Here is a 20,759-nt window from a genome sequence, read left to right as displayed (position 1 = left end):
CGGTGGGAGTTCGCGTCGGGGAGGGCGGCGCCGCGGGTGGTCAGCGGCGTCTCGTCGGGTCAGTGCAGCAGTGGCTGTGCGTGACTGTCAACGGTCGATGGGCGGTCCTGTCGGGCACGTCACGTACCCCTGGATTAATCCCTATCTTCCACGTAGGATTAATCGGCAATCCCGCTCCGGATCAACGGAGGACCACATGCCGAAACCGCCGCGGTCAAGCCGTCTGGCCAGCCCTGTTGACACGACCGTGCACGGCGTCCACCGCATGCCGCAGGCGCCCGACGATCCCCTCCCGCTCTACCGGTTCACCGGCCGGGTGGTCGAGGGGCCCGAGGCCGGCCGGTACCACCTGTACGCCGGCTGGTTCTGCCCATGGTCGCAGCGAGTGACGATCGCCCACGCCCTCGCCGGGCCGCAGGACGCCGTCACCGTGTCCTGCGTCGACAACGCCCGCGACGGTCGCGGGTGGGCGTTCCGCGAGCGGTACGGCCCCGATCCGGTCAACGGCTTCACGCTGCTGCGGCAGGCGTACGAGGCGACCGGGGCGAACTTCGACGGCCACGTGTCGGTCCCGACGCTGTGGGCCCGCGCCACCGCGCGCGTGCGCCGCCCCGAAGGGATCCCGGCATGAGCGAACATCTGCACCTGGCGGTCGCGCTGGACGGGGCCGGGTGGCACCCGGCGGCCTGGCGGGATCCGTCGGCCTTCCCGGGGGAGCTGTTCTCGCCCGGGTACTGGCTGCGCCTCGTCCGCCTGGCCGAGCGCGGCAAGCTGGACTTCGTCACCATCGAGGACTCCCTCGGCCTGCAGTCCGGCCGGTACGACGGCCTCGACGGGCGCGCCGACCACGTCAAGGGCCGCCTCGACGCGCTGCTCGTCGCGGCCCGGGTCGCGCCCGTCACCACCCACATCGGGCTCGTGCCGACGGTGACCGTGACGCACACCGAGCCGTTCCACGTCTCCACCCAGCTCGCCACCCTTGACTACCTCAGCACCGGCCGCGCCGGGTGGCGGGCCCAGGTGTCCGGCCGGCCGGACGAGGCCGCCCACTTCGGCCGCCGCACCTTCCCCGTCCTCGATCTCGCCCGCCTGCGGGAGCCCGCCGCGCAGGCGTTCCTCGCCGAGCTGTTCGCCGAGGCCGCCGACCACATCGAGGTGGTGCGCCGGCTCTGGGACAGCTGGGAGGACGACGCGGAGATCCGCGACGTCGCCACCGGCCGGTTCATCGACCGCGACAAGCTGCACTACATCGACTTCACCGGCGCGCACTTCAGCGTCAAGGGCCCGTCGATCACGCCGCGCCCGCCGCAGGGCCAGCCGGTCGTCACCGCCCTCGCACACTCCCGGCCCGGCTACGAGCTGGACACCGACGTCGTCCACGTGACCCCGGCCGACGCGGCGGAGGCCGCCGCGATCGTCGCCGAGGCCCGCGCCCTGGGCCGCGGCAAGATCTTCGCCGACGTCGTGGTGTTCCTCGACCCGGACCGCAAGGCCCGCCTCGACGCGCTCGACGGCGCCGCGTACGCCAGCGACGCCCACACCTACGTCGGCGACGCCGCCGGCCTCACCGAGCTGCTGCTGTCCTGGCGGGCGGCCGGCGTCGACGGCTTCCGGCTGCGCCCCGGCGTGCTGCCCGCCGACCTCGAGGCGATCGTCGAGGACCTGGTGCCCCGGCTGCGGGCCGCCGGCGCGTTCCGCACCGACTACACCGCCACCACGTTACGCGGGCACCTCGGCCTGCCCGCCGCGGTGAACCGCTACGCCCGCACGGAGGTGGCGGCATGACCGGCCAGCGCAGCGGCTCGGGCCGGTCATCGTGTGGCAGTGTCGGGTCAGGCCGGCGCCGGAGCGTAGCGGAGGTGGCGGCATGACGAGTGCCAAGAAGCAGGTGATCCTGGCGGCGCACTTCCCCGGTGTGAACAACACGACGGTGTGGAGCGACCCGGCCGCCGGCAGCCAGATCGCGTTCGAGTCGTTCCGGCGCTTCGCGCAGAGCGCCGAACGCGGCAAGTTCGACTTCTTCTTCCTCGCCGAAGGGCTCCGGCTGCGCGAGCAGCGCGGCCGCATCCACGACCTCGACGTCGTCGGCCGCCCCGACGCCCTCACCGTCCTGGCCGGGCTCGCCGCCGTCACCACCCACCTCGGGCTCACCGGCACCGTCAACTCGACCTTCAACGAGCCCTACGAGCTGGCCCGCAAGCTCGCCTCGCTGGACCACCTGTCCGGCGGCCGGGCCGGCTGGAACGTGGTGACCTCCTTCGACGCGTTCACCGGCGAGAACTTCCGCCGCGGCGGGTACCTCGACCGCGCCGACCGGTACACCCGGGCCGCCGAGGTGCTGCACACCGCCCGCGAGCTGTGGGACACCTGGCCCGCCGGCGAGGTCGTCGCCGACCAGGAGGCCGGCGTCTACACCCGCTCCGGCGACCCCGGTCAATTCGTCCACAGTGGACAGCACATCGACATCCGGGGCCACTTCACGGTGCCGCGCAGCCCACAGGGCCGGCCACTGGTCATCCAGGCCGGCGACTCCGACGCCGGCCGCGAGTTCGCCGCCCGCGACGCCGACGCGATCTTCTCCCGGCACGGCACCCTCGAGGCCGGCAAGGCGTTCTACGCCGACGTCAAGGGCCGCATGGCCCGCCACGGCCGCCGCCCCGAGGAGCTGAAGATCCTGCCGGCGAGCACGTTCGTCCTCGGCGACACCGCCGAGGACGCCGCGGAGAAGGCGCACGCCATCCGGCGCCAGCAGGTCAGCCCGCAGACCGCGATCCTGCTGCTGGAACAGCTGTGGAACAAGGACCTCAGCGACCACGACCCCGACGGGCCGCTGCCGGTCTTCGACCCGGTCGTGGACGAAGACTCCATCATCAAGGGCCGCGCCCGCCTCTTCGACGACCCCCTCGCCACCGCCCGGCAGTGGCGGGCGATCGCCGAGGAGCGGCACCTCGGCATCCGGGACCTCATGATCGAGGTGACCGGCCGGCAGACCTTCATCGGCACCCCGGCGTCGGTCGCGGCCACCATCGACGAGTTCGTGCAGGGCGACGCCGCCGACGGGTTCATCCTCGTGCCGCACCTGGTCCCCGGCGGGCTCGACGAGTTCGTCGACACCGTCGTGCCGCTGCTGCAGGAGCGCGGCGTGTTCCGCACCGCGTACACCACCAGCACGCTGCGCGGCCACCTCGGACTGCGCCATGAGTGACCCGGTGTTCCACTGGTTCCTGCCGACCGGCGGCGACGACCACGCCGTCGGCGCCGGCACCCACGGCGGCATCATCGGCGCCCAGGACAGCGCGCCGCTGCCCCGCTCGGCCACCCACCGTGCGCCGACGCTGGACTACCTCACCCAGATCGCCCGCGCCGCGGACCAGCTCGGCTACACCGGCGTGCTCACCCCCACCGGGGCGCACTGCGAGGACGCCTGGCTCACCACCGCCGCGCTCATCGCCGAGACCCGCCGGCTGCGGTTCCTCGTCGCGTTCCGGCCCGGGCTCATCACCCCGGTCCTCGCCGCGCAGATGGCCGCCACGTTCCAGCGCCTGTCCGGCGGCCGGCTGCTGCTCAACGTCGTCATCGGCAGCAGCGCCGCCGAGCAGCGCGGCTACGGCGACCCCCTCGACCACGACGCCCGCTACGACCGTGCCGCGGAGTTCCTCGACGTGGTGCGCTTCGCCTGGACCGGCGAACGCTTCGACCACCGCGGCTTCCACTACGACGTGGAGGGCGGGCTGCTGCGCGAACCGCCGGCGGTCATCCCGACCGTGTACCTCGGCGGCTCGTCACCGGCCGCGATCCGCCTCGCCGCCCGGCACGCCGACGTGTACCTCACCTGGGGCGAGCCCGTCGAGCTGGTCGCGGAGAAGGTCGCCAAGGTCCGCGCCGAGAGCGGCGACCGCGACCTGCGCTTCGGCATCCGGCTGCACGTCATCACCCGTGACACCGCCGACCAGGCGTGGGCCGATGCCGAGCGGCTCATCGCCGGCCTCGACGACGAGACGATCCGGCAGCGGCAGGCGAGCCTGCGCGGCCTCGACTCCGTCGGCCAGCGCCGCATGCTCGACCTGCACGGCGGCGACCGCGACCGGCTCGTCGTCGCGCCCAACCTGTGGGCCGGCATCGGCCTGGTCCGCGGCGGCGCCGGCACCGCGCTCGTCGGCAGCCACGCCGAGGTCGCGGCGCGCATCGACGAGTACCGGGCGGCCGGCATCGACGAGTTCATCCTGTCCGGCTACCCGCACCTGGAAGAGGCGTACACGTTCGCCGAAGGAGTGATGCGACGGTGAAGTTCCTCGCCATCACCCTCATCGTCACCGACGGCAGGAAGCCCGCGCACGAGCGGCTCCGCGAGGTCGTGGACAACGCGGTCCTCGCCGAGGAGCTCGGCTTCGACGGCTTCGGCGTCGGCGAACGCCACGAGCGGCCGTTCATCTCGTCCTCGCCGCCGGTCGTGCTCAGCCACATCGCCGCCCGTACCAGCGCGATCCGGCTCTTCACCGCGGTGACCACGCTCAGCCTGCTCGACCCGGTGCGCGCCTTCGAGGACTACGCCACCCTGGACAACCTGTCCGGCGGGCGCCTGGACCGGACATCCGCATCTGGCACGGCAGCGCCACCAGCAAGGCCTCCGTCGAGCTGGCCGCCCTGCACGGCGACCCGCTGTTCTCCGCCAACGTCACCAACCCGGTCGAGCCCTACGCCGAGCTGGTCGCGCACTACCGCGAGCGGCTCGCCTTCCACGGCCACGACCCGGCCACCGCGCTCGTCGGCGCCGGCTCCGCCGGCCTGTACGTCGCCGAACGCTCGCAGGACGCGATCGACACGTACCGGCCGATCTTCGACGCCCGCCTGGAGACCTTCAGACGCGTCGGGGTCGAACCGGTCTTCCACACCCTCGAGGACGCGATCGCACGCAGCTCGATCCTCGTCGGCAGCCCGCAGCAGATCATCGACAAGGTCCACCGGTACCACGACCGGCTCGGCCACGAGGTGATGCACGTGCAGGCCGACGCGGACGGGCTCACCGACAAACAGCACCGCCGGTCGCTGGAGCTCTTCCAGTCCGAGGTCGCGCCGGTGCTGCGCCGAGAGATCCCCAGTCGCCCGTTCCCAACCCTGGCGGTGCAGCCATGACCGTTCCCCTGTCAGTCCTGGACCTCGCCCCGATCAGCTCGGGCAGCGACGCGGGCGCCGCCCTGCGCAACACGATCGACCTCGCGCGGCGCGCCGAGGCGTTCGGCTACCAGCGGTACTGGGTCGCCGAGCACCACTTCGCGGCCGGCGTGGCCAGCGCGGCGCCGGCCGTGCTCATCGGCCTCATCGCCGCCGCGACCGACCGCATCCGGGTCGGCTCCGGCGCGGTGCAGGTCGGCCACCAGACGGCCCTGTCGGTGGTGGAGCAGTTCGGGCTCCTCGACGCGGTGTACCCGGGCCGGTTCGACCTCGGCCTGGGCCGCTCCGGCCAGCGGCGCACCGAGGCGCTCGCCGCGCTGGCCGCACCGCCCCCTGCGCCGGCCCCGGCCCGGATCGTCGACGGGCTGCTCATCCCGCCCGCGTTCGACTTCTCCAGGCTCGCCGCGCAGCCGCGGTTCGCGCTGTTCGCGCGGCTGCTGCAGCAGCCCGGCGCGCGGTCGCCCGACTTCGCCGACGTCGTCGACGACATCCGGGCCCTCATCGCCGGCACGTACACCCGCGACGGGCTCGACGTCCACGCCACCCCCGGCGAGGGCGCGAAGGTCGAGCTGTGGATCCTCGGCTCCAGCGCCGGGCAGAGCGCGACCGTCGCGGGGGAGCGGGGGCTGCCGTTCGCGGCCAACTACCACGTCGCGCCGGCGAGCGTCCTGGAGGCCGTCGAGGCGTACCGGGCCGCGTTCCGCCCCTCGGAGGTCCTGGACCGCCCGTACGTCCTCGTCTCCGCCGACGTGGTCGTCGCCCCGGACACGGCCACCGCCCGGCACCTCGCCTCGCCCTACCGGCACTGGGTCCGCAGCATCCGTACCGGCGCCGGGGCGATCCCCTTCCCCACGCCGGCCGAGGCCGCGGCGGCCCCCTGGACCGACGAGGACCAGGCCCTCGTCCAGGACCGCCTCGACACCCAGTTCGTCGGCGACCCGGCCACCGTCGCCGCCCAGCTGCGCACGCTGCAACGGGCCACCGGCGCCGACGAGCTGCTCGTCACCACCATCACCCACGACCACGCCGACCGGGTGCGCTCCTTCGAGCTGCTCGCCGGGGAGTGGCCGGTCTAGCCGGCCGCGCGGACCAGCAGCCAGGCGGCCAGGCCGAACCCCATCGCCGCCACCGCGGCCCGCAGCACCCGCGGGTCGAGGCGGCGGGTGACGGCGGGCCCGAGCGCGCCGCCGATCCCCGAGCCGACCGCGAGGGGGACGACCGCCCACCAGACGACGTCGGCGACGACCGCGAACATCACCGCGGGCACCACGTCGGCGCACGCGGTGAGGGCGTTCTTGAGCGCGTTGGCCCGCACCAGGTGCGGCTCCACCACCAGCAGCACGATTGCCAGGGTGAGGATGCCCGCACCGGCGCCGAAGTAGCCGCTGTAGACGAACACCGCGAAGAGCGCGGCCGCCGCGACGACCCGCAGCCAGCCGGCCCGCCGGCCGCCCGGCCCGGCCGCCGCCGTGCCCGCGGCGGCGGACGGGACCGCGGCGGCGGCCCGGGTGGGCGCCCCGGCCGCGGGCCGCTCGACCGACGGGCGGACCAGCACCAGGACCGCGGCGAACGCGATCAGGAACGGCACGATCCAGGCGAACACCCCCGGCGGCGTGACCAGCAGCAGGACCGCCCCGGCGGTGCCGCCGACCGCCGCGGCCGCCGCCCACCACGGCAACCGCCGCCGGTGCACCCGCAGCTCCGGCCGGGACGCCGCCGACGACGCCACCGCGCCGCTGATCAGGGCGACCGTGTTGGCGACGTTGGACTGCAGCGGGGTCAACCCGGCGGCCAGCAGCGCCGGGTACGTGACGAGCGACGTGATCCCGCCCGCGGTGCCGATCACTGCGCCGAGCATTCCGGCCAGGACGAGCAACACGATCCGCACCGGGGTGACGGTACAGCGCCGCCGCCGCGGCTCAGTCGAGCGTCGCGCCGCAGGTCATGTTCAGGGCGGTGCCGGTCATCGTGCGGGCCAGGTCGGAGGCGGCGAACACGGCCAGGTCACCGACGTCGGCGAGGGTCGCGGCCCGGCCGAGCAGGGTCTGGCCGGTGATGGCGGCCTCGATCGCGGCGCGACCCGGGACGCCCGTGGGGATGGCGTCGGGCACGCCGCCGGTGCGCAGCGTCAGCACGCGCACACCGTGCGGGGCCAGCTCCGTGGCCAACTGGCGGCGCATGTGCTCGACGGCCTCGAACGCGGTCTGCAGGCCACCCAGGTACAGCTCGCGCGGCGGGTGGCCGGAGCCGCCGAAGAACAGCAGCACCCCGCCGCCGGTGCGGGCCATGTGCCGGGCGGTGGCGCGGGAGGTGATGAACTTCGACCGTACCGACTGCACGACCGGCGCCAGGTAGTCCTCGACCGTCATGTCGAGCATCGGGGTGCCCTGCACGTCGGCGTCGGCGATGACGTTGACGGCCACGTCGACACGGCCGGCCGCGGCGACGACGGCGGCCGCGTGCGCCTCGACGGCGGGCTCGTCGAGCGCGTCGACGGCGGCGGTGTCCGCGTGCCCGCCGGCCGCGCGGATGTCCGTCGCGACCGCGTCCAGGGCGGCGAGGGTACGGCCGGCGAGGAACACCCGGGCGCCCGCCCGGCCGTACGCCCGCGCGATGGCGCCGCCGACCGCGCCGCCGCCCCCGTAGATGATCGCGTGCTTGCCTGCCAGCAACATGATGGTTCCTTCCGCTTCGGAGTGCCTGTCACCGGTACAACCCCCGGCGGAGGCGCGACTCATCGCGGATCGAGCGATTCGGGCAGACCGAACGCGGGGAACAGCGCCGGGCCGAGGAACGACACCACCTCCGTGACCCGCGACCCACGCACCGTCACCAGGTCGATGCTGGCCGCCTCGTAGCGGTCGCGCAGCAGGTACGTGCCGAACGCCGGCCGCCCGTTCGCCCTGGTGGGCAGGAACCGCCACCGGTGCCGGGCGGGGCCGTCCAGCAGGAACGCCCGGATGGCCGGGGCGCCGCGGTACACCTCGGGCAGCGGCGGCATCGAGTACTTCGCGTCCCGGGCCAGCATGCCGGCGATCGCGTCGACGTCGCCCGACTCCCAGGCGGCCCGGTAGGCGCCGGCGACCCGGAGCGTCGCGGGGTCGGTGGCGGTGGGGGCGGCGGCCGGCAGGGCCTTCCTGGCCCGCTGCACGGCGCTGTTGACCGCGGCGACGGTCGTGCCGAGCAGCCCGGCGGTCTCGGCGGCGGAGAAGCCGAGGACCTCGCGCAGCAGGATCGCCGCCCGCGGGCGCGGCGGCAGGTGCTGCAGGGCGGCGACGAACGCGAGCTCGACCGTGATCCCGGTGAGGGCGTCGGGCCACGGCTGCAACCACAGCGGCTCCCCGCCGGCGTCCGTGGGCAGCTCGCGGCGGCCCCGGCGGCGCAGCGCGGTGAGGCAGCGGTTGGTGGCGATCCGGAACAGCCACGGCCGCACCCCGGCCCGGTCCTCGAGGTCAGGGAACGCCTTCCAGCCCCGCAGGAACGTCTCCTGCACCGCGTCCTCGGCGTCGTGCAGTGACCCCAGCATCCGGTAGCAGTGCGCGAGCAGCTCGCCGCGCAGCGGCTCGGCGAGGGCCTCGAACGTCACGCGACCGAGTCTAGAGCGGCACTGATATCATGTATCTCCCATTGTGTTAATAGACAATGCTGCCGGAGTGGGTGCCGTGTCCGTCGAGGGTGTACACGCACTGGTCAGGCGCACACACGAGGAGCGCGTCCTGCGTGTCCTGCGGGAGCACGGCGCCCTCAGCCGGGGGCAGATCGCGGCGAAGGTCGGGCTGTCCCGCACCACGCTGTCGGAGATCGCCGGCGACCTGCTGTCGCGCGGCGCCGTCGTGGTCATCGACACCGACGCGGGCCTGCGCGCCGGCAGCGGCCGCCCGGCGGAGCTGCTGACGCTGGATCCGTCCTCGGGGCGGTTCCTCGGCGTCGACCTCGGCCGCCGCCGGGTCCGCGTCGCCGTCGCCGACGCCGCCCACGAGGTGATCGCGACCGGCCACGCGGCGTACGGGCCCGGCACCGGCTGGCCCGAGCGGGTCGCGGTCGCCTTCGACCTGATCGACGACGTCGGCGCCCGCTCAGGGATCAGCTTCCGCGCGCTGCAGGGCGTCGGCGTCGGCGTCGCCGGTCCGCGGCCGGTCGAGCCCGCGGTCGCCGAGGCGTTCCGGGAGCGGTTCGGGGCGCCGGTGATCGCCGACGGCAGCACCAGGTTCGCCGCGCTCGCCGAGGCGGTCACGGACGTCCCCGAGCTGCACGACGTGCTCTACATCCGGCTCGCCGACGGCATCGACGGCGGGCTGGTGGTCGGCGGGCGGCTCGTCACCGGCGGCCACGGCGTCGCCGGCGAGTTCGGCCACGTCCCGGCCGTCCTCCCGGTCGGCGGTCCGGCAGGAGGTCCGGTCGGCGGCCGGGGTGAACCGGTCGGCGGGCCGGTCGGCGGGCCGGACCCGTGCCGCTGCGGCCGCCGGGGCTGCCTGGAGACCGTCGCCTCGGTGCCCGCCGTGCTGCGCACCTGCCGCCGGCGCGGCCTGGCCGTGCGCACCGCCGACGACCTCGAGGCGGCGCTGCGCCGCGGCGACCCGGTCGCCGCCGCGGTGCTCGACGAGGCCGCCGTCGCCGTCGGCCAGGTCCTCGCCGCCGCCGCGCTCGTGCTCGACCCGGCCAGGATCGTGGTCGGCGGCCGGCTCACCCGGTGCTGGCCCGGCGTCGTCGACCGGATCGCCGCGACCGTCGCCGAGCGGGCCGGCGCCCGCGTCGCGGGCGGTGGCGACCGGGTCGTCCGCGCCGCCCGCCTCGGCGACGAGGACGGCGCGCTCGGCGCGATCGCCGTTCTCTACCGCCAGGCCCCGCTGCTCGCCGGCTACCACTGAGCCGGACCGTCGGGTGCCGCCGGGCTCAGCTGGTCAGGCCGAGCGCGCCCGTGCGCAGGACGTCGGCGGCGCCGCGCAGCAGCCGCCGGCACAGGTCGGCCTCCTCGGCCCAGAGCTGGTCCGCGTCGTCGTCGATGCGGGCGGTGAGCCCTTCGAACGACCGGTCGGTCACGGGCGCCCCGGTGGTCCAGTCCACGACGGGGGAGTCGCCGGCCGCGGGGTCGCCGGCGCGCAGCACGTACCCCAGCGCCACCGCCTCGGCCCGCAGCCGGTGCGCCGAGACGAGCAGGCCGTCCCGGTCGGCGAGGACCAGATCCAGCGGCCGCGGCAGGATCACCACGTCCTGGCCGCACGCCGCGAGCAGGTGGTCGAACGCCGCGCCCCGGTCGGTCAGCGCGTCGTACGCCCGGTACAGCGCCGGCCCGTACGGCGGCTCCAGGTCCGGCGCGGTGCCGCGGACCGCGACGTGCCGGGCCAGCCAGTCGAGCCGGTCGGCCCGCCGGGCGTGCGACGAGTAGGCGCCCATCGAGGCGCCGAGCAGGCACGGGTCGGTCCCCGGCGGCAGCGGCGGGTCGATGTCGGCGACCGACGCCGGCTCCCGGTGCGGGGGCAGCCCGAGCCGGCGCAGCCGCGCGTCGAGGTCGTCGAGGAACCGCCGCCGCTGCGGCAGCGGCCACCCGGTGTCATCGCACAGGAACAGCCCGACGCCGAGGTCGAAGCCCACCCCGGCGTCCTACGCGCGCACCGCGGACAGCTGGGCCCGCACCCACTGCGGCGCCGGGTTGACCCGGACCTCGCCGCCGGCGAAGACGGTCGGGACGGTCTCGTTGCCGGCGGCGACCGCGCGCACCGCCGCGGCACCCTCGGGATCGCGCCAGATGTTCACCCACGCCGCGTGCCGGGCCCGGCCGAGCAGGCGCAGCCGCAGGCGCAGGCAGTACTGGCAGCCGGGCCGCCAGTAGACGACCGGCCGCCCCGACGCCTGCGCCACCGTCGCCGGCGTGTGCCGCGGGAAGATCAGCGGCGAGAACACGACGGCGAGGGCCAGGAAGGCCACCGCGACGACGACGGCACCGCTGACGTCGCCGTCGGCGGCCCGCAGCCAGCCGACGACCGCACCGCACAGGACGAACACCAGCGCCGGACGCCACACGCGTATCACCGGCACACGGTACCGGTCGCCGCGCGGGTTCCCCCAGTCAGCCGGACGTCACGTTGCCGTGCTCGTCGAGGACCTTGCCGTTCCAGTACCGGTCCCACTCGTCGCCGACGTGGGTCGGGGTCTTGTCCGCCGGGTACCGCACGTAGCCGGCCGGCGGGTCGGTGCCGTCACGGACGCACGTGCGGCCGGTGGCGTTGCCGACCGCCTTCACCGGGTGCTCGCCGGAGCGGCAGATCCGCTCCTTGAGCGAACACCCGGTGAGCGAGGCGGTGATCAGCGTGGCGGCGAGCAGCGGCGGGAGCAGGCGCGGGCCCATCCGCCCAGTGTGCGCCTCAACCGGCCGTCGGGCCCACCGGGACGTCGCCGCGCAGCGTGATGCGGTGCATGACGCGGTGGGCGGTGCCGTAGTCGTGGCCGGTGCTGCGGTTGTCCGGCGTCGCCGGGGGCGCCGGCGGTCCACGGCGCGCAGGATCGAGCCGAGCGGCGGGCGCGGCATGAACGTCACGCCGGTGCAACACCTGTCGTATGAGGAGAGGTGAAGCAAGCGGGCCGCCGTGGATCACAGCTCCTGCAGGGCCGCCATGATGATCCGCTGCGAGCGCAGCGGCTGCTCGGTGCCGCCCATGTGCAGCGTGTTCACCGAGAAGATCAGCCGCGCGGACAGGTCGCGGGTCGCGGCCATGCCGTTGTTGTAGCCCGGCCGGTCGCCGCTCTTGCCCCACAGCGTCACCGGGCCGAGCTCCAGCTTCGTCAGCCCGGCGGTGTAGACGGCGTCCTCGTCGTCGGCGGGGTCGTCGTTGCCGTCGTACAGGTGCACCCCGGCCGGCACCGTGAACATCTCCTCCAGCTGCGGCTGCGGCACCAGCTGCCCGCTGAACAGCGCCACCAGGAACCGGTCCAGGTCCGGCGCGGTGGAGATGATCGACGCGGCGGACCACTGCAGTGACGTGTCGGCGCGGGTCACGTCGACCCAGCCGGACGCGGTCGCCTCGTAGCCGTGCGCGTGCGGGCCGCGCACCTCCACGTCCCGGCCGGGCGCGGTGGTGCCGCGCAGGCCGAGCCGGTCGATGATGCGCCGCTGGATCTGCGACTCCCAGGTGCGGCCGGTGACCTTCTCGATCAGCAGGCCCGCGACGATGTAGTCGACGTTGCCGTACCGCTGCTTCGTGCCGGGCGGGAACGCCAGGGGCTTCGCCGTGTCGATCTGGCTGCCCTTCGCCCAGTGGTCATAGCGGTGCGCGAGGAACCAGTCCGCCTGCTTGTTCGGCACCTCGACGTGGTTGATGCCGCTGGTGTACGTGAGCACCTGCCGCACCGTGACCGGCGCGGTGCCGGCCGGCAGCAGGTCCGGCAGGTAGTGCTGGACGGTCTGGTCCAGGTCCAGCCGCCCCTCGGCGGCCAGCTGCAGCGCGACCACGGCGGTGAACGTCTTGGTCATGCTGCCGATGCGGAACCGGCCGTCGATCGGCACCGTGCGCCCGGTGCGCACGTCGGCCACCCCGGCCGTGCCCTGCCGGCAGCCGGCGGCGTCGGTGACCAGCACGAGCGCGCCGGACGCCTCCTCGTCGGGCAGCCCTTCCAGCGCCTCGCGCAGCGGGGTCCCGTCCGCCAGGGCGGTGCAGCGGTGCCGGCCGCCCCCGCCGGGTGCGGCGGCCCCCGCCGCGGTGGCCGGTCCGATGACGAGCGCGGCCGCGACCAGGGCGGCAATGGGTACGCGCAAAGCGGACACCTCCAACGATAGGTGGAAATCTGTCGGATCCACCCTGTCGCCGGCGGTGCCGCACGGGCATCCGGGGTTTACCTCCGGTGGTCCCCGAGAACCGCCCCGGAGAAGCCGTCAGGGTCCTCCACCCACGGCAGGTGGCTCGCGCCCCGCAGCACGACCCGGCGCACGTCGGGCAGCGCCGCGGCGAGGGAGTCCACCGCCCACCGGGGTCGCAGGTCCTCGCTGCCGTCGACGATGAGCACCGGCACCCGCAGCGTGCGGCAGCGCGCGGCCAGGTCCGTCTCCCGCAGCCGCCGCGCCACCTCGGCGTTGATGGTGACGCTGCACTCGCGGTTGATCTCGAACCACGGCGTCGCCATCGCCTCGGCGTGCGTCGCGGCCTGCGCCCGGTCCGGGAACTCGGCCGTCCACTGCCGCACCACCGACGCCCGGTCGAGCCCGCCGGGCAGGTCCCGGGTCCGCTGCCGGTACACGGGCTTCCAGGTGTCCTCGTCGTCGATGCCGGTGCCGGCGACGTACACGAGCCGCCGCACCCGCTCCGGATGCCGCAGCGTGTATTCGAGGGCCAGGTGCGCACCCCACGAGTGCCCGAGCAGCGTGGCCGGCCCGGCGGCGTGGGCGTCGAGCACCGCGCCGAGATCCGCGACGCTGCGGTCCAGCGTGTACGGCCCGCGCCGCTGCGACCTGCCGCACCCGCGCTGGTCCCAGCGCACGGTCCGGTAGTGCCCTTCGAACATCGTGGCCAGGTCGCCGGCCATGTCCCACAGCCCCGGCCCGCCGTGCACGAACACCAGCGGCGGCCCGTCCCCGCCGACCAGCGTCCACAACCGGCACCCGTCGTCGGCCAGCACGGCGCGTCCGGCGGGGCGGCTCATCGGGGCAGGGCGCGCAGCGCGTCGGTCAGGGCCGGCCACGGGAACGGCGGCGGCGCGGTGGCCGGGTCGCTGTCCAGGGGCGGCACCGACGCCGGGTCGAACAGGACCGTCACGCCCCACTCGCGCAGGGTGCGCACGCTGGCCCGGAACGCCGGGTGGTTGGACAGGCCGACGTTCGGGGTCGGCACGGCGATGACCGGGCGGCCCAGGCCGATGCCCTCGTTGAGCAGGCCGAGGGCGAGGGTGTCGCTGATCCCGGCGGCGAGCTTGTTGACGGTGTTGAAGGTGGCCGGCGCGACCACGAACGCGTCCGCGGGGGGCAGGACGTCGGGCTCGTCCGGCTGCTTGTACCGCGACCGCACCGGATACCCGGTCTGCGCCTGCAGGGCGCCGGCATCGAGGAACTTCAGCCCGTCGGGGGTGGCCACGACGCAGACGACCCAGCCGTCCCGCTGCGCGGCGGCGACGAAGGCGGGCAGGTCCGCGGCGGGACGGCCACCGCAGGCGACGACGTACAGCACCGGCATGGGCCCAGGCTAGCCGCCCGGACACTCGTGGGCGCACACCGTGACCGGGCGCGGGGGCTCCTGGTCCTGCGGCACGTGCCCCACGAGCGGGGTGCCCGCCATGGACCCGGCCAGGCACAGGGCGGCGTACAGCACCGGCACCGCGACGAGACCGCCCACGAAGTGGCGGGCCCAGCCCCGCTCGCCGGTGGCCTTCGCGAGGGCCAGGCCGAGCGCGGGCAGCGCGACGCCCCCCACCATCACGACGGTGAACAGGATGTCCGTGACCGTCCCGTAGGCCTCCGCCGCCGCGCGGGTCGGGGTGAACGGCGACGACGTGCGGCGCATCAGCGCGACCACGCACAGGAACGGCATGCCGTACATCCACCCGTAGAACAGCACGCCGAGGCACGCCCGTCGCGTCGCGGCGCTCACCGGGCCACCTGGAACAGCGCGAGGCCGGCGACGACGACGAGCACCGTCCCGGCCGCCGACAGCGTGCCGGCCAGCGCCGCCGGGATCCGCAGCCGGGTCACCACGGCCGTCACCAGGAGCAGCACCGCCAGCAGCGGCGGGGCCGCCGCGACCACGAACGCGGGCAGCAGGTCCAGCAGCGTCAGGCCGCAGCCGAACGACGTGCACTCCGGGTCCGGCTGCCGCGGCACCGACCACTCCCCGACGGCGAGCGCCGCGACCAGCGTCGCGAACCAGCCGATCCCGACCAGCATGCTCGCCCCGAACGGCGCGCGGGTCTGCTCCATCCCGCGATCCTCGCGGCCGCGGCGCCGCCGGACATCGGTACTTGTACTCAGTCGCGGGCTAGGTACCGTGCGTGGTGGCGTACCATTCGGCGTTCGGTCCGTGACGACAGCGGGAGAGCGCGGTGCAGGGTCAGGTCCGCTTCGCCGTCGACCTCGGCACCTCCAACACGGTCGCCGTCGTCGACCGCGGCGACGGCACGCCCCGCCCGCTGCTGTTCGACGGCAACCCGCTGCTGCCCTCGGCCGTGTTCGCCGACGCGTCGGGCACCGTGTTCGTCGGCCGCGACGCCGAGCGGCACATGGCCACCGACGCGGCGCGCTACGAGCCGAACCCGAAGGGCCACGTCGACGAGGGGCTCATCCTGCTGGGCGACCGCGAGGTGCCCGTCGTCGAGCTGCTCGCCGCGATCCTGCGCCGGGTCGCCGGGGAGGCCGCGCAGGCCGGTGCCCTGGCCGGCGGCACGACCGTGCTCACCTGCCCCGCCGACTGGGGCCCGCGCCGGCGGGCCGTGCTGTCCGAGGCCGCCGCGGTGGCCGGGCTGGGCCGGGTCACGCTGCTGGACGAGCCGGTCGCCGCGGCCACGTACTGCATGCGGGTCCTCGGCTCGCAGATCGCCCCCGGCCGCAGCGTCGCCGTCTTCGACTTCGGCGGCGGCACCCTGGACGTGACGGTGGCCCAGGCCGCCCCCGACGGGCTGCGGGTCCTCGCCACCGGCGGCCTCGACGACCTGGGCGGCACCGACGTCGACGCCGCCCTCGTCGGCCACCTCGGCCAGCAGATCGCCGCGCACGACGGCGACCTGTGGCGGCGCCTGCAGCACCCGCGGACCCCGGCCGACTTCCGCGACCGGATGGCGCTCTGGTCCGAGGTACGGGCCGCGAAGGAGATGCTCTCCAGGGCCGCCTCGGCGCCGGTGCACGTGCCCGGCGTCGACGTCGCGACCCACCTGACCCGCGAGGAGCTCGACCGGGTCGCGGGCCCGCTCGTCGACCGCGCCGTCGACGAGACCCGCCGGGTTCTGCAGCGCTCCGGCGTGCCCGCCGCGCACCTGGACGCGATCCTGCTCGTCGGCGGCTCGAGCCGGCTGCCGCTGGTGGCGAGCCGGCTGCACGCCCGGTTCGGGCTGGCGCCGGTGGTGCCGGAGCAGCCGGAGCTGCCGGTCGCCTTCGGGGCGCTGCTGCTCGGCAGACCTCGGCGCCGCCGGCCGCCTTCCAGACCTCGGCGCCGCCGGCCGCCTTCCAGACCTCGGCGCCGCCGGCCGCCTTCCAGACCTCGGCGCCGCCGGCCGCCTTCCAGATGTCGGCGCCGCCGGCCGCCTATCAGGCGTCGGCGCCGCCGGCCGGGTACCAGACGCCCGGGGCGTACCAGACGCCCGCGTCCTCGACGTTCCAGGCGCCGGCGCCGCCGGCGGCATATCAGCCTTCCGCGTATCAGCCCGCCGCGCCGCCGTACCAGACCCCGCCGCCGCCCGCGTACCCGCCGGCCGCGTACCAGGGGGCGCCGGCCGGGTATCCGCCGCCGCAGCCGCCGGCCGTACCGCAGCAGCGCCCGCAGCGACCGTCGGTGATCATCGGCCCGGGGGTGACGCTGCAGGGCAACGTCGCGATCTACGGCGACGAGGACCTGATGCCGCAGTACGCCCGCGACGAGCCCGCACCCCCGTCCCCGCCCCCGCCGCCGGCCGACCCGCCCGCCCGCACCCGGCGCGGCGGCGGAGGGTTCTCGATCCGCCGCCTGTTCTTCCGGTTGCGTCTCATGGCCGTGCCCCTGGTCATCGTCCTGGCCCTGACCCCGTGGGGCCGCGGCCTCCTCAGCGCCGGCCGCGACAAGATCGACGGGTGGACGGGCAAGGCGGCGGCCACCCCGACCGCCACCGTGTCCAGGTCCGCCGGCGCGAGCCCGGCCGCGTCGAGCGCCGCGAGCGCCGCCGGCGCGGCGGTGAAGGTCGTCCCGGACACCGTCAAGGCCGGCGTCCCGGTCAAGGTCACCGGCACCGGCTTCACCAGGACCGAGCAGGTCACCATCAAGGTCAACGGCGTGCAGCAGATCGTGAAGCCCGCCGTCGCCGGCACCGTCGAGTGGACGATGCCCACGAGGACCCTCAAGCGCGGCGCCACCACGGTCGAGCTGACCGGGGCGCAGAGCAAGCGGTCCGCCAAGGCCACCCTGGACGTCACCGCCTGACCGCCCGCGGCCGCTACCCGGGCACCGGCACGGCGCTGAAGAACTGGCGGCCGCCGCGCAGGTGGCGGTCGAAGCGCAGGCCGGCGCCGGCGAGCGCGGCGTGCAGCTCGGCGCGGCTCAGCCGGCGCACCGCGCCGCGCAGCTCCCAGCGGGCGTCGCCGAGGCGATACGTGGTGCGGCTGCGCAGCACGGTGCCGTCGAAGGACTCGATCTCGACGTCGACCTCGACGGGCCAGATCCGGCCGGTGGACGACGCCGCCCTGTCGAACCACGACGGCGGCAGCCACTGCATGACGACCTGGCCGTCCGGGGCGACGTGCCGGCGGCACGCGTCGAGCAGCCCGGCGCGCACCGAGGGATCGGCGGCGTTGACCCGGGTGCCCGCGACGAGCACGACCGGGAAGCGTTCGCCGAGGTCCAGCGCGCCGGGCCCGGCCAGGACGGTCCGGGCGGCGCGGACCAGCGCGAGCATCCCGGCCGAGTCGTCGGCGACCGTCACCGGGTGGCCCAGCGCGACCAGCGGGTCGGCGATGCGGCCGGCGCTGCCGCTGAGGTCCAGGACCGCGGCCCCCGGCGGCACGTTCGCGTGGACGAAGGCGGGCTCGCCGTTGTGCGGCAGCACCGCGTAGAGGCCGACGGGACGGCCGTCGGCGGTGACCTCGGACATCGCCACACCATGCCACGGGCGTGGCATCATTGCCGGCGACATGACCTCATTCGACCTGTGCTGCGAGAGCCTCGACGGGTTGTCCGTCGGCGACGCGGTCGGCGCCCAGTTCTTCGTGCCGGGCACCACCGTCACCCACATCACCGAAGCGACCGAGCCGCCCGGCGCCTGGCCGTGGACCGACGACACCGAGATGGCCTGCTCGATCGTCGACGAGCTCGCCGGCCACGGCCGCATCGACCGGGACCGGCTCGCCGCCGCGTTCGTCCGGCGGTACGAGCCGTACCGCGGCTACGGCGGCGGTGCCGTGGTCATCCTGCACCAGATCCGCGACGGCGTGCCCTGGCGGGAGGCGGCCCGGTCCGCGTTCGACGGGCTCGGCTCGATGGGCAACGGCGCCGCGATGCGGGTGGCGCCGCTCGGCGCGTTCCACGCCGGCGACTCCCGCAGCGCCGCGCTCGACGCGATGCGCACCGCCGAGGTCACCCACGCGCACAGCGAGGGCATCCTCGGCGCGGTCGCCGTCGCCGTCGCGGCCGCCGAGGCGGCCTGGTCCAGGCTGGTGGAGGCGCCGCTGGAGCCGGTCGAGCTGTTCGACGCGGTGCTCGCGTACCAGGTGGACAGCCAGGTCAAGACCGGCCTGCGGCGCGCCCGCGACCTGCTCGGCGCGAGCGTCGCCGAGGCCGCGTACACGCTCGGCAACGGCTCGCAGGTCCTCGCTCAGGACACGGTGCCGTTCGCGCTGTGGGTCGCCGCGACCCACCTGTCCGACTACCGGTCAGCGATCCTCGCCTGCGTCGAGGCCGGTGGCGACGTGGACACCACGGCCGCGATCGTCGGCGGGGTCGTCGCCGCGGCGGCGGGCCGGGCCGCGATCCCGGACGCCTGGCTGACCCACCGCGAGCCGCTGCCCTCGTGGGTCCGCACCGCGGATTCCTGAGCGGCGTGCAAAGTTTCCGGCACCCCCGGCGTCGATGGGGGTGAAGGAGGTGCCCGCCGTGCAGACACCCGAGGAGGCCGAGTTCTCGGCCTTCGTCGAGCAGCGCGCGCATGCGCTGCTCAGGACCGCGTACGCCCTGACGGGTGACCGTCACGCCGCGGAGGACCTCGTGCAGTCCGCCCTGGCCAAGGCGTTCGCGCGGTGGCGGCGCATCGACGAGCCGGAGCCTTACCTGCGCAGGATGATCTACAACGAGTTCGCCTCCGGCTGGCGCAGCCGGCGCCGGCAGGCCGAGGTCACCGTCGCCGAGCCGCCGGAGCGGGCGGGCCCCCGGTACCTGGAGGCCGACACCGCGCTGCGCCTGCTGCTGCGCGACGCGCTCCGGTCGCTGCCGCCCCGCCAGCGGGCGGTGCTGATCCTGCGGTACTTCGAGGACCTCAGCGTCGAGGAGACCGCCGCGGTGCTGTCGTGCCGTGAGGGCACCGTGGCCAGTCAGGCCTCCCGCGGGCTGGCCAAGCTGCGCGAGCTGGTGCCGCAGCTGGACTGGTCCCCCGACCTCGCGGAAGGACGACGCTGATGCGGTTCGAGCAGCTGCTCCACGAGACGATCGAGGAGATGTCCGCGGAGCTGACCGGGCCGCCGAGCGGGCTCGCCGCGGCCAGCATGGCGAGGGGCCGGCGCATCCGCAGGACCCGGCGGCTCGCCGCGGTCGCCGCCGCGGTCGCCGCGGTCGTCGCCGTGGCCCTGCCCTGGGCACTGCTGTCCCAGCCGCAGCGCCGGGCGGAGCCGGCCGCGCCCGGGCTGCCCGGCGGCTGGGTCGTCACCGCCGTCGGCAACCAGGTCCTGGACCGGGCCACCGGCGAATACGTCACGCTGCCGGTCGACGGCACGGTGCTGCCCGCCCCGGTCGGCGACCGGGTCCTGGTCGACGCCGGGCCGGGGTCGGTGCGCCTGATGAACGTGCACGGCGCCGACGCGGTGACCGTGGACACCACCGACCTCGGCGGCGCGTACAGCTGGTCGCCGGGTGGTGACCGGTTGGTCACCCGGGTGACCCAGAAGGAGCCGTTCAAGCTCGGGTACGCCGTCATCGACGCCCGTACCGGCGCCGTGACCAGGCACTGGATCGACCACGAGCAGTACGACTGCGGCCGGTGCAACTTCGTCTGGTTCGACCACGAGACGGTCGTGCTGCCCATCGCCGACCGCTCCGGCGGCGCGGGGCAGGAGCTGGTCGACCGGCTCGAGGCGTTCGACGTCACCACCGGCAGGCACTACAACCCGGTGCCGGCGGGTCTGACCCCGTCCGGCCCGTTCGCCCAGTCGCCGGGTGGCCAGTACATCGTCGGCGACCTCGACGGCACCGGAAAGAACTGGCGGCTCATCGACCTGTCCACCGGGCAGCTCTGGCCCTTCCCCTACGACGCCGTGTGGGTCAACTCCGACGAGCTGCTCGCAGCACACGACGGCAAGGTGTACGTCCTGACCCGCCAGGGCACCGTGACGGCGACCGTCGACGTCCACGTCCCCGGACCGGGGAGGATCAGCCTCGGCCGGGGCTAGTGCGCTGACCACGAACGTTCGCGGTGTTGGATGACACGCCGTCCGGCCTGCGGGTCGGACGGCGTTCGTGGTGCGAGGCGATCCACGCCTACCTGCGCTGGCGCAACACCGACGCCCGACACCCTGACGTCCACCAGCACTCTCTCGCCGACGCGCGGGCAAGTCTCGCCGACTCATTTCGCCTGGCGGCTCGCCGTCCGTCCCCGTGCTCTAGCGGGCCAGGCGGTCCAGCAGTTCGCCGAGCAGCGCGTGTTCGCCGGGGGTGAGGTCGCCCGGGTCGTTGTCGACCAGTGCGCGCAACGTCAGTGCGGCGTTCGCGCGGGTTGTGGGGGCG

At 75.1% G+C, this 20,759-nt stretch carries 23 protein-coding genes and 2 pseudogenes; 13 read left to right on the top strand and 12 right to left on the bottom strand.

Annotation, left to right across the window (positions count from 1 at the left end; translation table 11 throughout):
- The first annotated feature begins 265 nt into the window (after positions 1-265).
- The 7 genes and pseudogenes from OP18_RS48270 (at position 266) to OP18_RS48245 (ending at position 6,248) form a co-directional block, all read left to right on the top strand.
- On the top strand, positions 266-631 hold the full coding sequence (locus OP18_RS48270; protein WP_245635788.1) for a glutathione S-transferase family protein: 366 nt from the start codon (positions 266-268) through the stop codon (positions 629-631).
- Entirely contained in the window at positions 628-1,785 is a 1,158-nt protein-coding gene (locus OP18_RS48265; RefSeq protein ID WP_033367146.1) for an LLM class flavin-dependent oxidoreductase, read from the top strand. Before OP18_RS48270 ends, OP18_RS48265 begins: the two co-directional genes overlap by 4 nt.
- Before the next feature lie 82 nt (positions 1,786-1,867).
- Positions 1,868-3,205 (top strand): NtaA/DmoA family FMN-dependent monooxygenase, encoded by a 1,338-nt coding sequence (locus OP18_RS48260; RefSeq protein WP_033367145.1) that lies wholly within the window; start codon positions 1,868-1,870, stop codon positions 3,203-3,205.
- A complete protein-coding gene (locus OP18_RS48255; RefSeq protein ID WP_033367144.1) occupies positions 3,198-4,286 on the top strand; it encodes an LLM class flavin-dependent oxidoreductase in 1,089 nt (362 codons plus the stop codon). The genes OP18_RS48260 and OP18_RS48255 overlap by 8 nt, the downstream gene beginning before the upstream one ends.
- A pseudogene (locus OP18_RS61550) lies at positions 4,283-4,525 on the top strand (LLM class flavin-dependent oxidoreductase); the annotation flags it as partial. The gene OP18_RS48255 and the pseudogene OP18_RS61550, both read left to right, overlap by 4 nt.
- Positions 4,526-4,554: 29 nt before the next feature.
- Positions 4,555-5,133, top strand: a pseudogene (locus OP18_RS62800) (LLM class flavin-dependent oxidoreductase); the annotation flags it as partial.
- Positions 5,130-6,248 carry an MsnO8 family LLM class oxidoreductase gene (locus tag OP18_RS48245; RefSeq protein WP_033367143.1) on the top strand — a complete coding sequence of 373 codons (1,119 nt, stop codon included), beginning with the start codon at positions 5,130-5,132 and terminating at the stop codon, positions 6,246-6,248. The pseudogene OP18_RS62800 and the gene OP18_RS48245, both read left to right, overlap by 4 nt.
- Here the strand turns inward: OP18_RS48245 and OP18_RS48240 are convergent.
- The 3 genes from OP18_RS48240 to OP18_RS48230 are packed head-to-tail and all read right to left on the bottom strand — an operon-like array spanning position 6,245 to position 8,758.
- Positions 6,245-7,060, bottom strand: a complete 816-nt coding sequence (locus OP18_RS48240) for a sulfite exporter TauE/SafE family protein (RefSeq protein ID WP_033367142.1) — start codon at positions 7,058-7,060, stop codon at positions 6,245-6,247. The genes OP18_RS48245 and OP18_RS48240 overlap by 4 nt on opposite strands.
- 31 nt (positions 7,061-7,091) lie before the next feature.
- The gene (locus OP18_RS48235; protein ID WP_033367141.1) at positions 7,092-7,847 is read right to left on the bottom strand and encodes an SDR family oxidoreductase; all 756 of its coding nucleotides are present in this window, start codon (positions 7,845-7,847) and stop codon (positions 7,092-7,094) included.
- A gap of 59 nt (positions 7,848-7,906) precedes the next feature.
- The gene (locus OP18_RS48230; protein ID WP_033367139.1) at positions 7,907-8,758 is read right to left on the bottom strand and encodes an RNA polymerase subunit sigma-70; all 852 of its coding nucleotides are present in this window, start codon (positions 8,756-8,758) and stop codon (positions 7,907-7,909) included.
- A gap of 76 nt (positions 8,759-8,834) precedes the next feature.
- Here OP18_RS48230 and OP18_RS48225 point away from each other — a divergent pair, with 76 nt between their 5' ends.
- On the top strand, positions 8,835-10,040 hold the full coding sequence (locus OP18_RS48225; protein WP_033367160.1) for an ROK family transcriptional regulator: 1,206 nt from the start codon (positions 8,835-8,837) through the stop codon (positions 10,038-10,040).
- Between the two features lie 25 nt (positions 10,041-10,065).
- Here OP18_RS48225 and OP18_RS48220 read toward each other — a convergent pair whose 3' ends face one another.
- The 8 genes from OP18_RS48220 to OP18_RS48180 form a co-directional block, all read right to left on the bottom strand.
- Entirely contained in the window at positions 10,066-10,764 is a 699-nt protein-coding gene (locus OP18_RS48220; RefSeq protein WP_033367137.1) for a hypothetical protein, read from the bottom strand.
- A 9-nt stretch (positions 10,765-10,773) separates the two neighbouring features.
- Complete coding sequence (locus OP18_RS48215; RefSeq protein ID WP_033367158.1) at positions 10,774-11,202, bottom strand: glutaredoxin domain-containing protein; 429 nt, start codon at positions 11,200-11,202, stop codon at positions 10,774-10,776.
- A gap of 37 nt (positions 11,203-11,239) precedes the next feature.
- Positions 11,240-11,518, bottom strand: a complete 279-nt coding sequence (locus OP18_RS48210; RefSeq protein WP_033367135.1) for an SCO0607 family lipoprotein — start codon at positions 11,516-11,518, stop codon at positions 11,240-11,242.
- 243 nt (positions 11,519-11,761) lie between these two features.
- Positions 11,762-12,922 carry a serine hydrolase domain-containing protein gene (locus OP18_RS48200; protein ID WP_052388478.1) on the bottom strand — a complete coding sequence of 387 codons (1,161 nt, stop codon included), beginning with the start codon at positions 12,920-12,922 and terminating at the stop codon, positions 11,762-11,764.
- A 77-nt stretch (positions 12,923-12,999) separates the two neighbouring features.
- On the bottom strand, positions 13,000-13,803 hold the full coding sequence (locus OP18_RS48195) for an alpha/beta fold hydrolase (RefSeq protein ID WP_033367131.1): 804 nt from the start codon (positions 13,801-13,803) through the stop codon (positions 13,000-13,002).
- Positions 13,800-14,330 (bottom strand): flavoprotein, encoded by a 531-nt coding sequence (locus tag OP18_RS48190; RefSeq protein ID WP_033367129.1) that lies wholly within the window; start codon positions 14,328-14,330, stop codon positions 13,800-13,802. Before OP18_RS48190 ends, OP18_RS48195 begins: the two co-directional genes overlap by 4 nt.
- A 9-nt stretch (positions 14,331-14,339) precedes the next feature.
- Positions 14,340-14,744 carry a hypothetical protein gene (locus tag OP18_RS48185; RefSeq protein ID WP_033367127.1) on the bottom strand — a complete coding sequence of 135 codons (405 nt, stop codon included), beginning with the start codon at positions 14,742-14,744 and terminating at the stop codon, positions 14,340-14,342.
- Complete coding sequence (locus OP18_RS48180) at positions 14,741-15,070, bottom strand: hypothetical protein (RefSeq protein ID WP_033367125.1); 330 nt, start codon at positions 15,068-15,070, stop codon at positions 14,741-14,743. Before OP18_RS48180 ends, OP18_RS48185 begins: the two co-directional genes overlap by 4 nt.
- Positions 15,071-15,192: 122 nt before the next feature.
- On the opposite strand from OP18_RS48180, the gene OP18_RS51765 reads away from it, so the two are divergent.
- Positions 15,193-16,638 carry an Hsp70 family protein gene (locus tag OP18_RS51765; protein ID WP_052388477.1) on the top strand — a complete coding sequence of 482 codons (1,446 nt, stop codon included), beginning with the start codon at positions 15,193-15,195 and terminating at the stop codon, positions 16,636-16,638.
- The gene (locus OP18_RS54195; RefSeq protein WP_052388476.1) at positions 16,635-17,255 is read left to right on the top strand and encodes a hypothetical protein; all 621 of its coding nucleotides are present in this window, start codon (positions 16,635-16,637) and stop codon (positions 17,253-17,255) included. The genes OP18_RS51765 and OP18_RS54195 overlap by 4 nt, the downstream gene beginning before the upstream one ends.
- Before the next feature lie 13 nt (positions 17,256-17,268).
- Here the strand turns inward: OP18_RS54195 and OP18_RS48170 are convergent, their stop codons facing one another.
- Positions 17,269-17,922 carry a class I SAM-dependent methyltransferase gene (locus OP18_RS48170; RefSeq protein ID WP_156090316.1) on the bottom strand — a complete coding sequence of 218 codons (654 nt, stop codon included), beginning with the start codon at positions 17,920-17,922 and terminating at the stop codon, positions 17,269-17,271.
- A gap of 40 nt (positions 17,923-17,962) precedes the next feature.
- On the opposite strand from OP18_RS48170, the gene OP18_RS48165 reads away from it, so the two are divergent.
- From OP18_RS48165 to OP18_RS48155, 3 genes are read left to right on the top strand one after another with little or no spacing between them, the layout of a single operon-like run.
- A complete protein-coding gene (locus OP18_RS48165) occupies positions 17,963-18,862 on the top strand; it encodes an ADP-ribosylglycohydrolase family protein (protein WP_033367121.1) in 900 nt (299 codons plus the stop codon).
- Between the two features lie 34 nt (positions 18,863-18,896).
- A complete protein-coding gene (locus OP18_RS48160) occupies positions 18,897-19,439 on the top strand; it encodes a SigE family RNA polymerase sigma factor (RefSeq protein WP_052388474.1) in 543 nt (180 codons plus the stop codon).
- A complete protein-coding gene (locus tag OP18_RS48155; RefSeq protein ID WP_033367119.1) occupies positions 19,439-20,425 on the top strand; it encodes a hypothetical protein in 987 nt (328 codons plus the stop codon). The genes OP18_RS48160 and OP18_RS48155 overlap by 1 nt, the downstream gene beginning before the upstream one ends.
- Positions 20,426-20,759: the final 334 nt, after the last annotated feature.

The organism is Dactylosporangium aurantiacum (assembly GCF_000716715.1).
GTDB classification, from domain to species: Bacteria; Actinomycetota; Actinomycetes; order Mycobacteriales; family Micromonosporaceae; genus Dactylosporangium; species Dactylosporangium aurantiacum.
The sequence above is the reverse complement of the archived record's forward strand: the minus strand, read 5'-3'. Positions and strand labels throughout refer to the sequence as shown.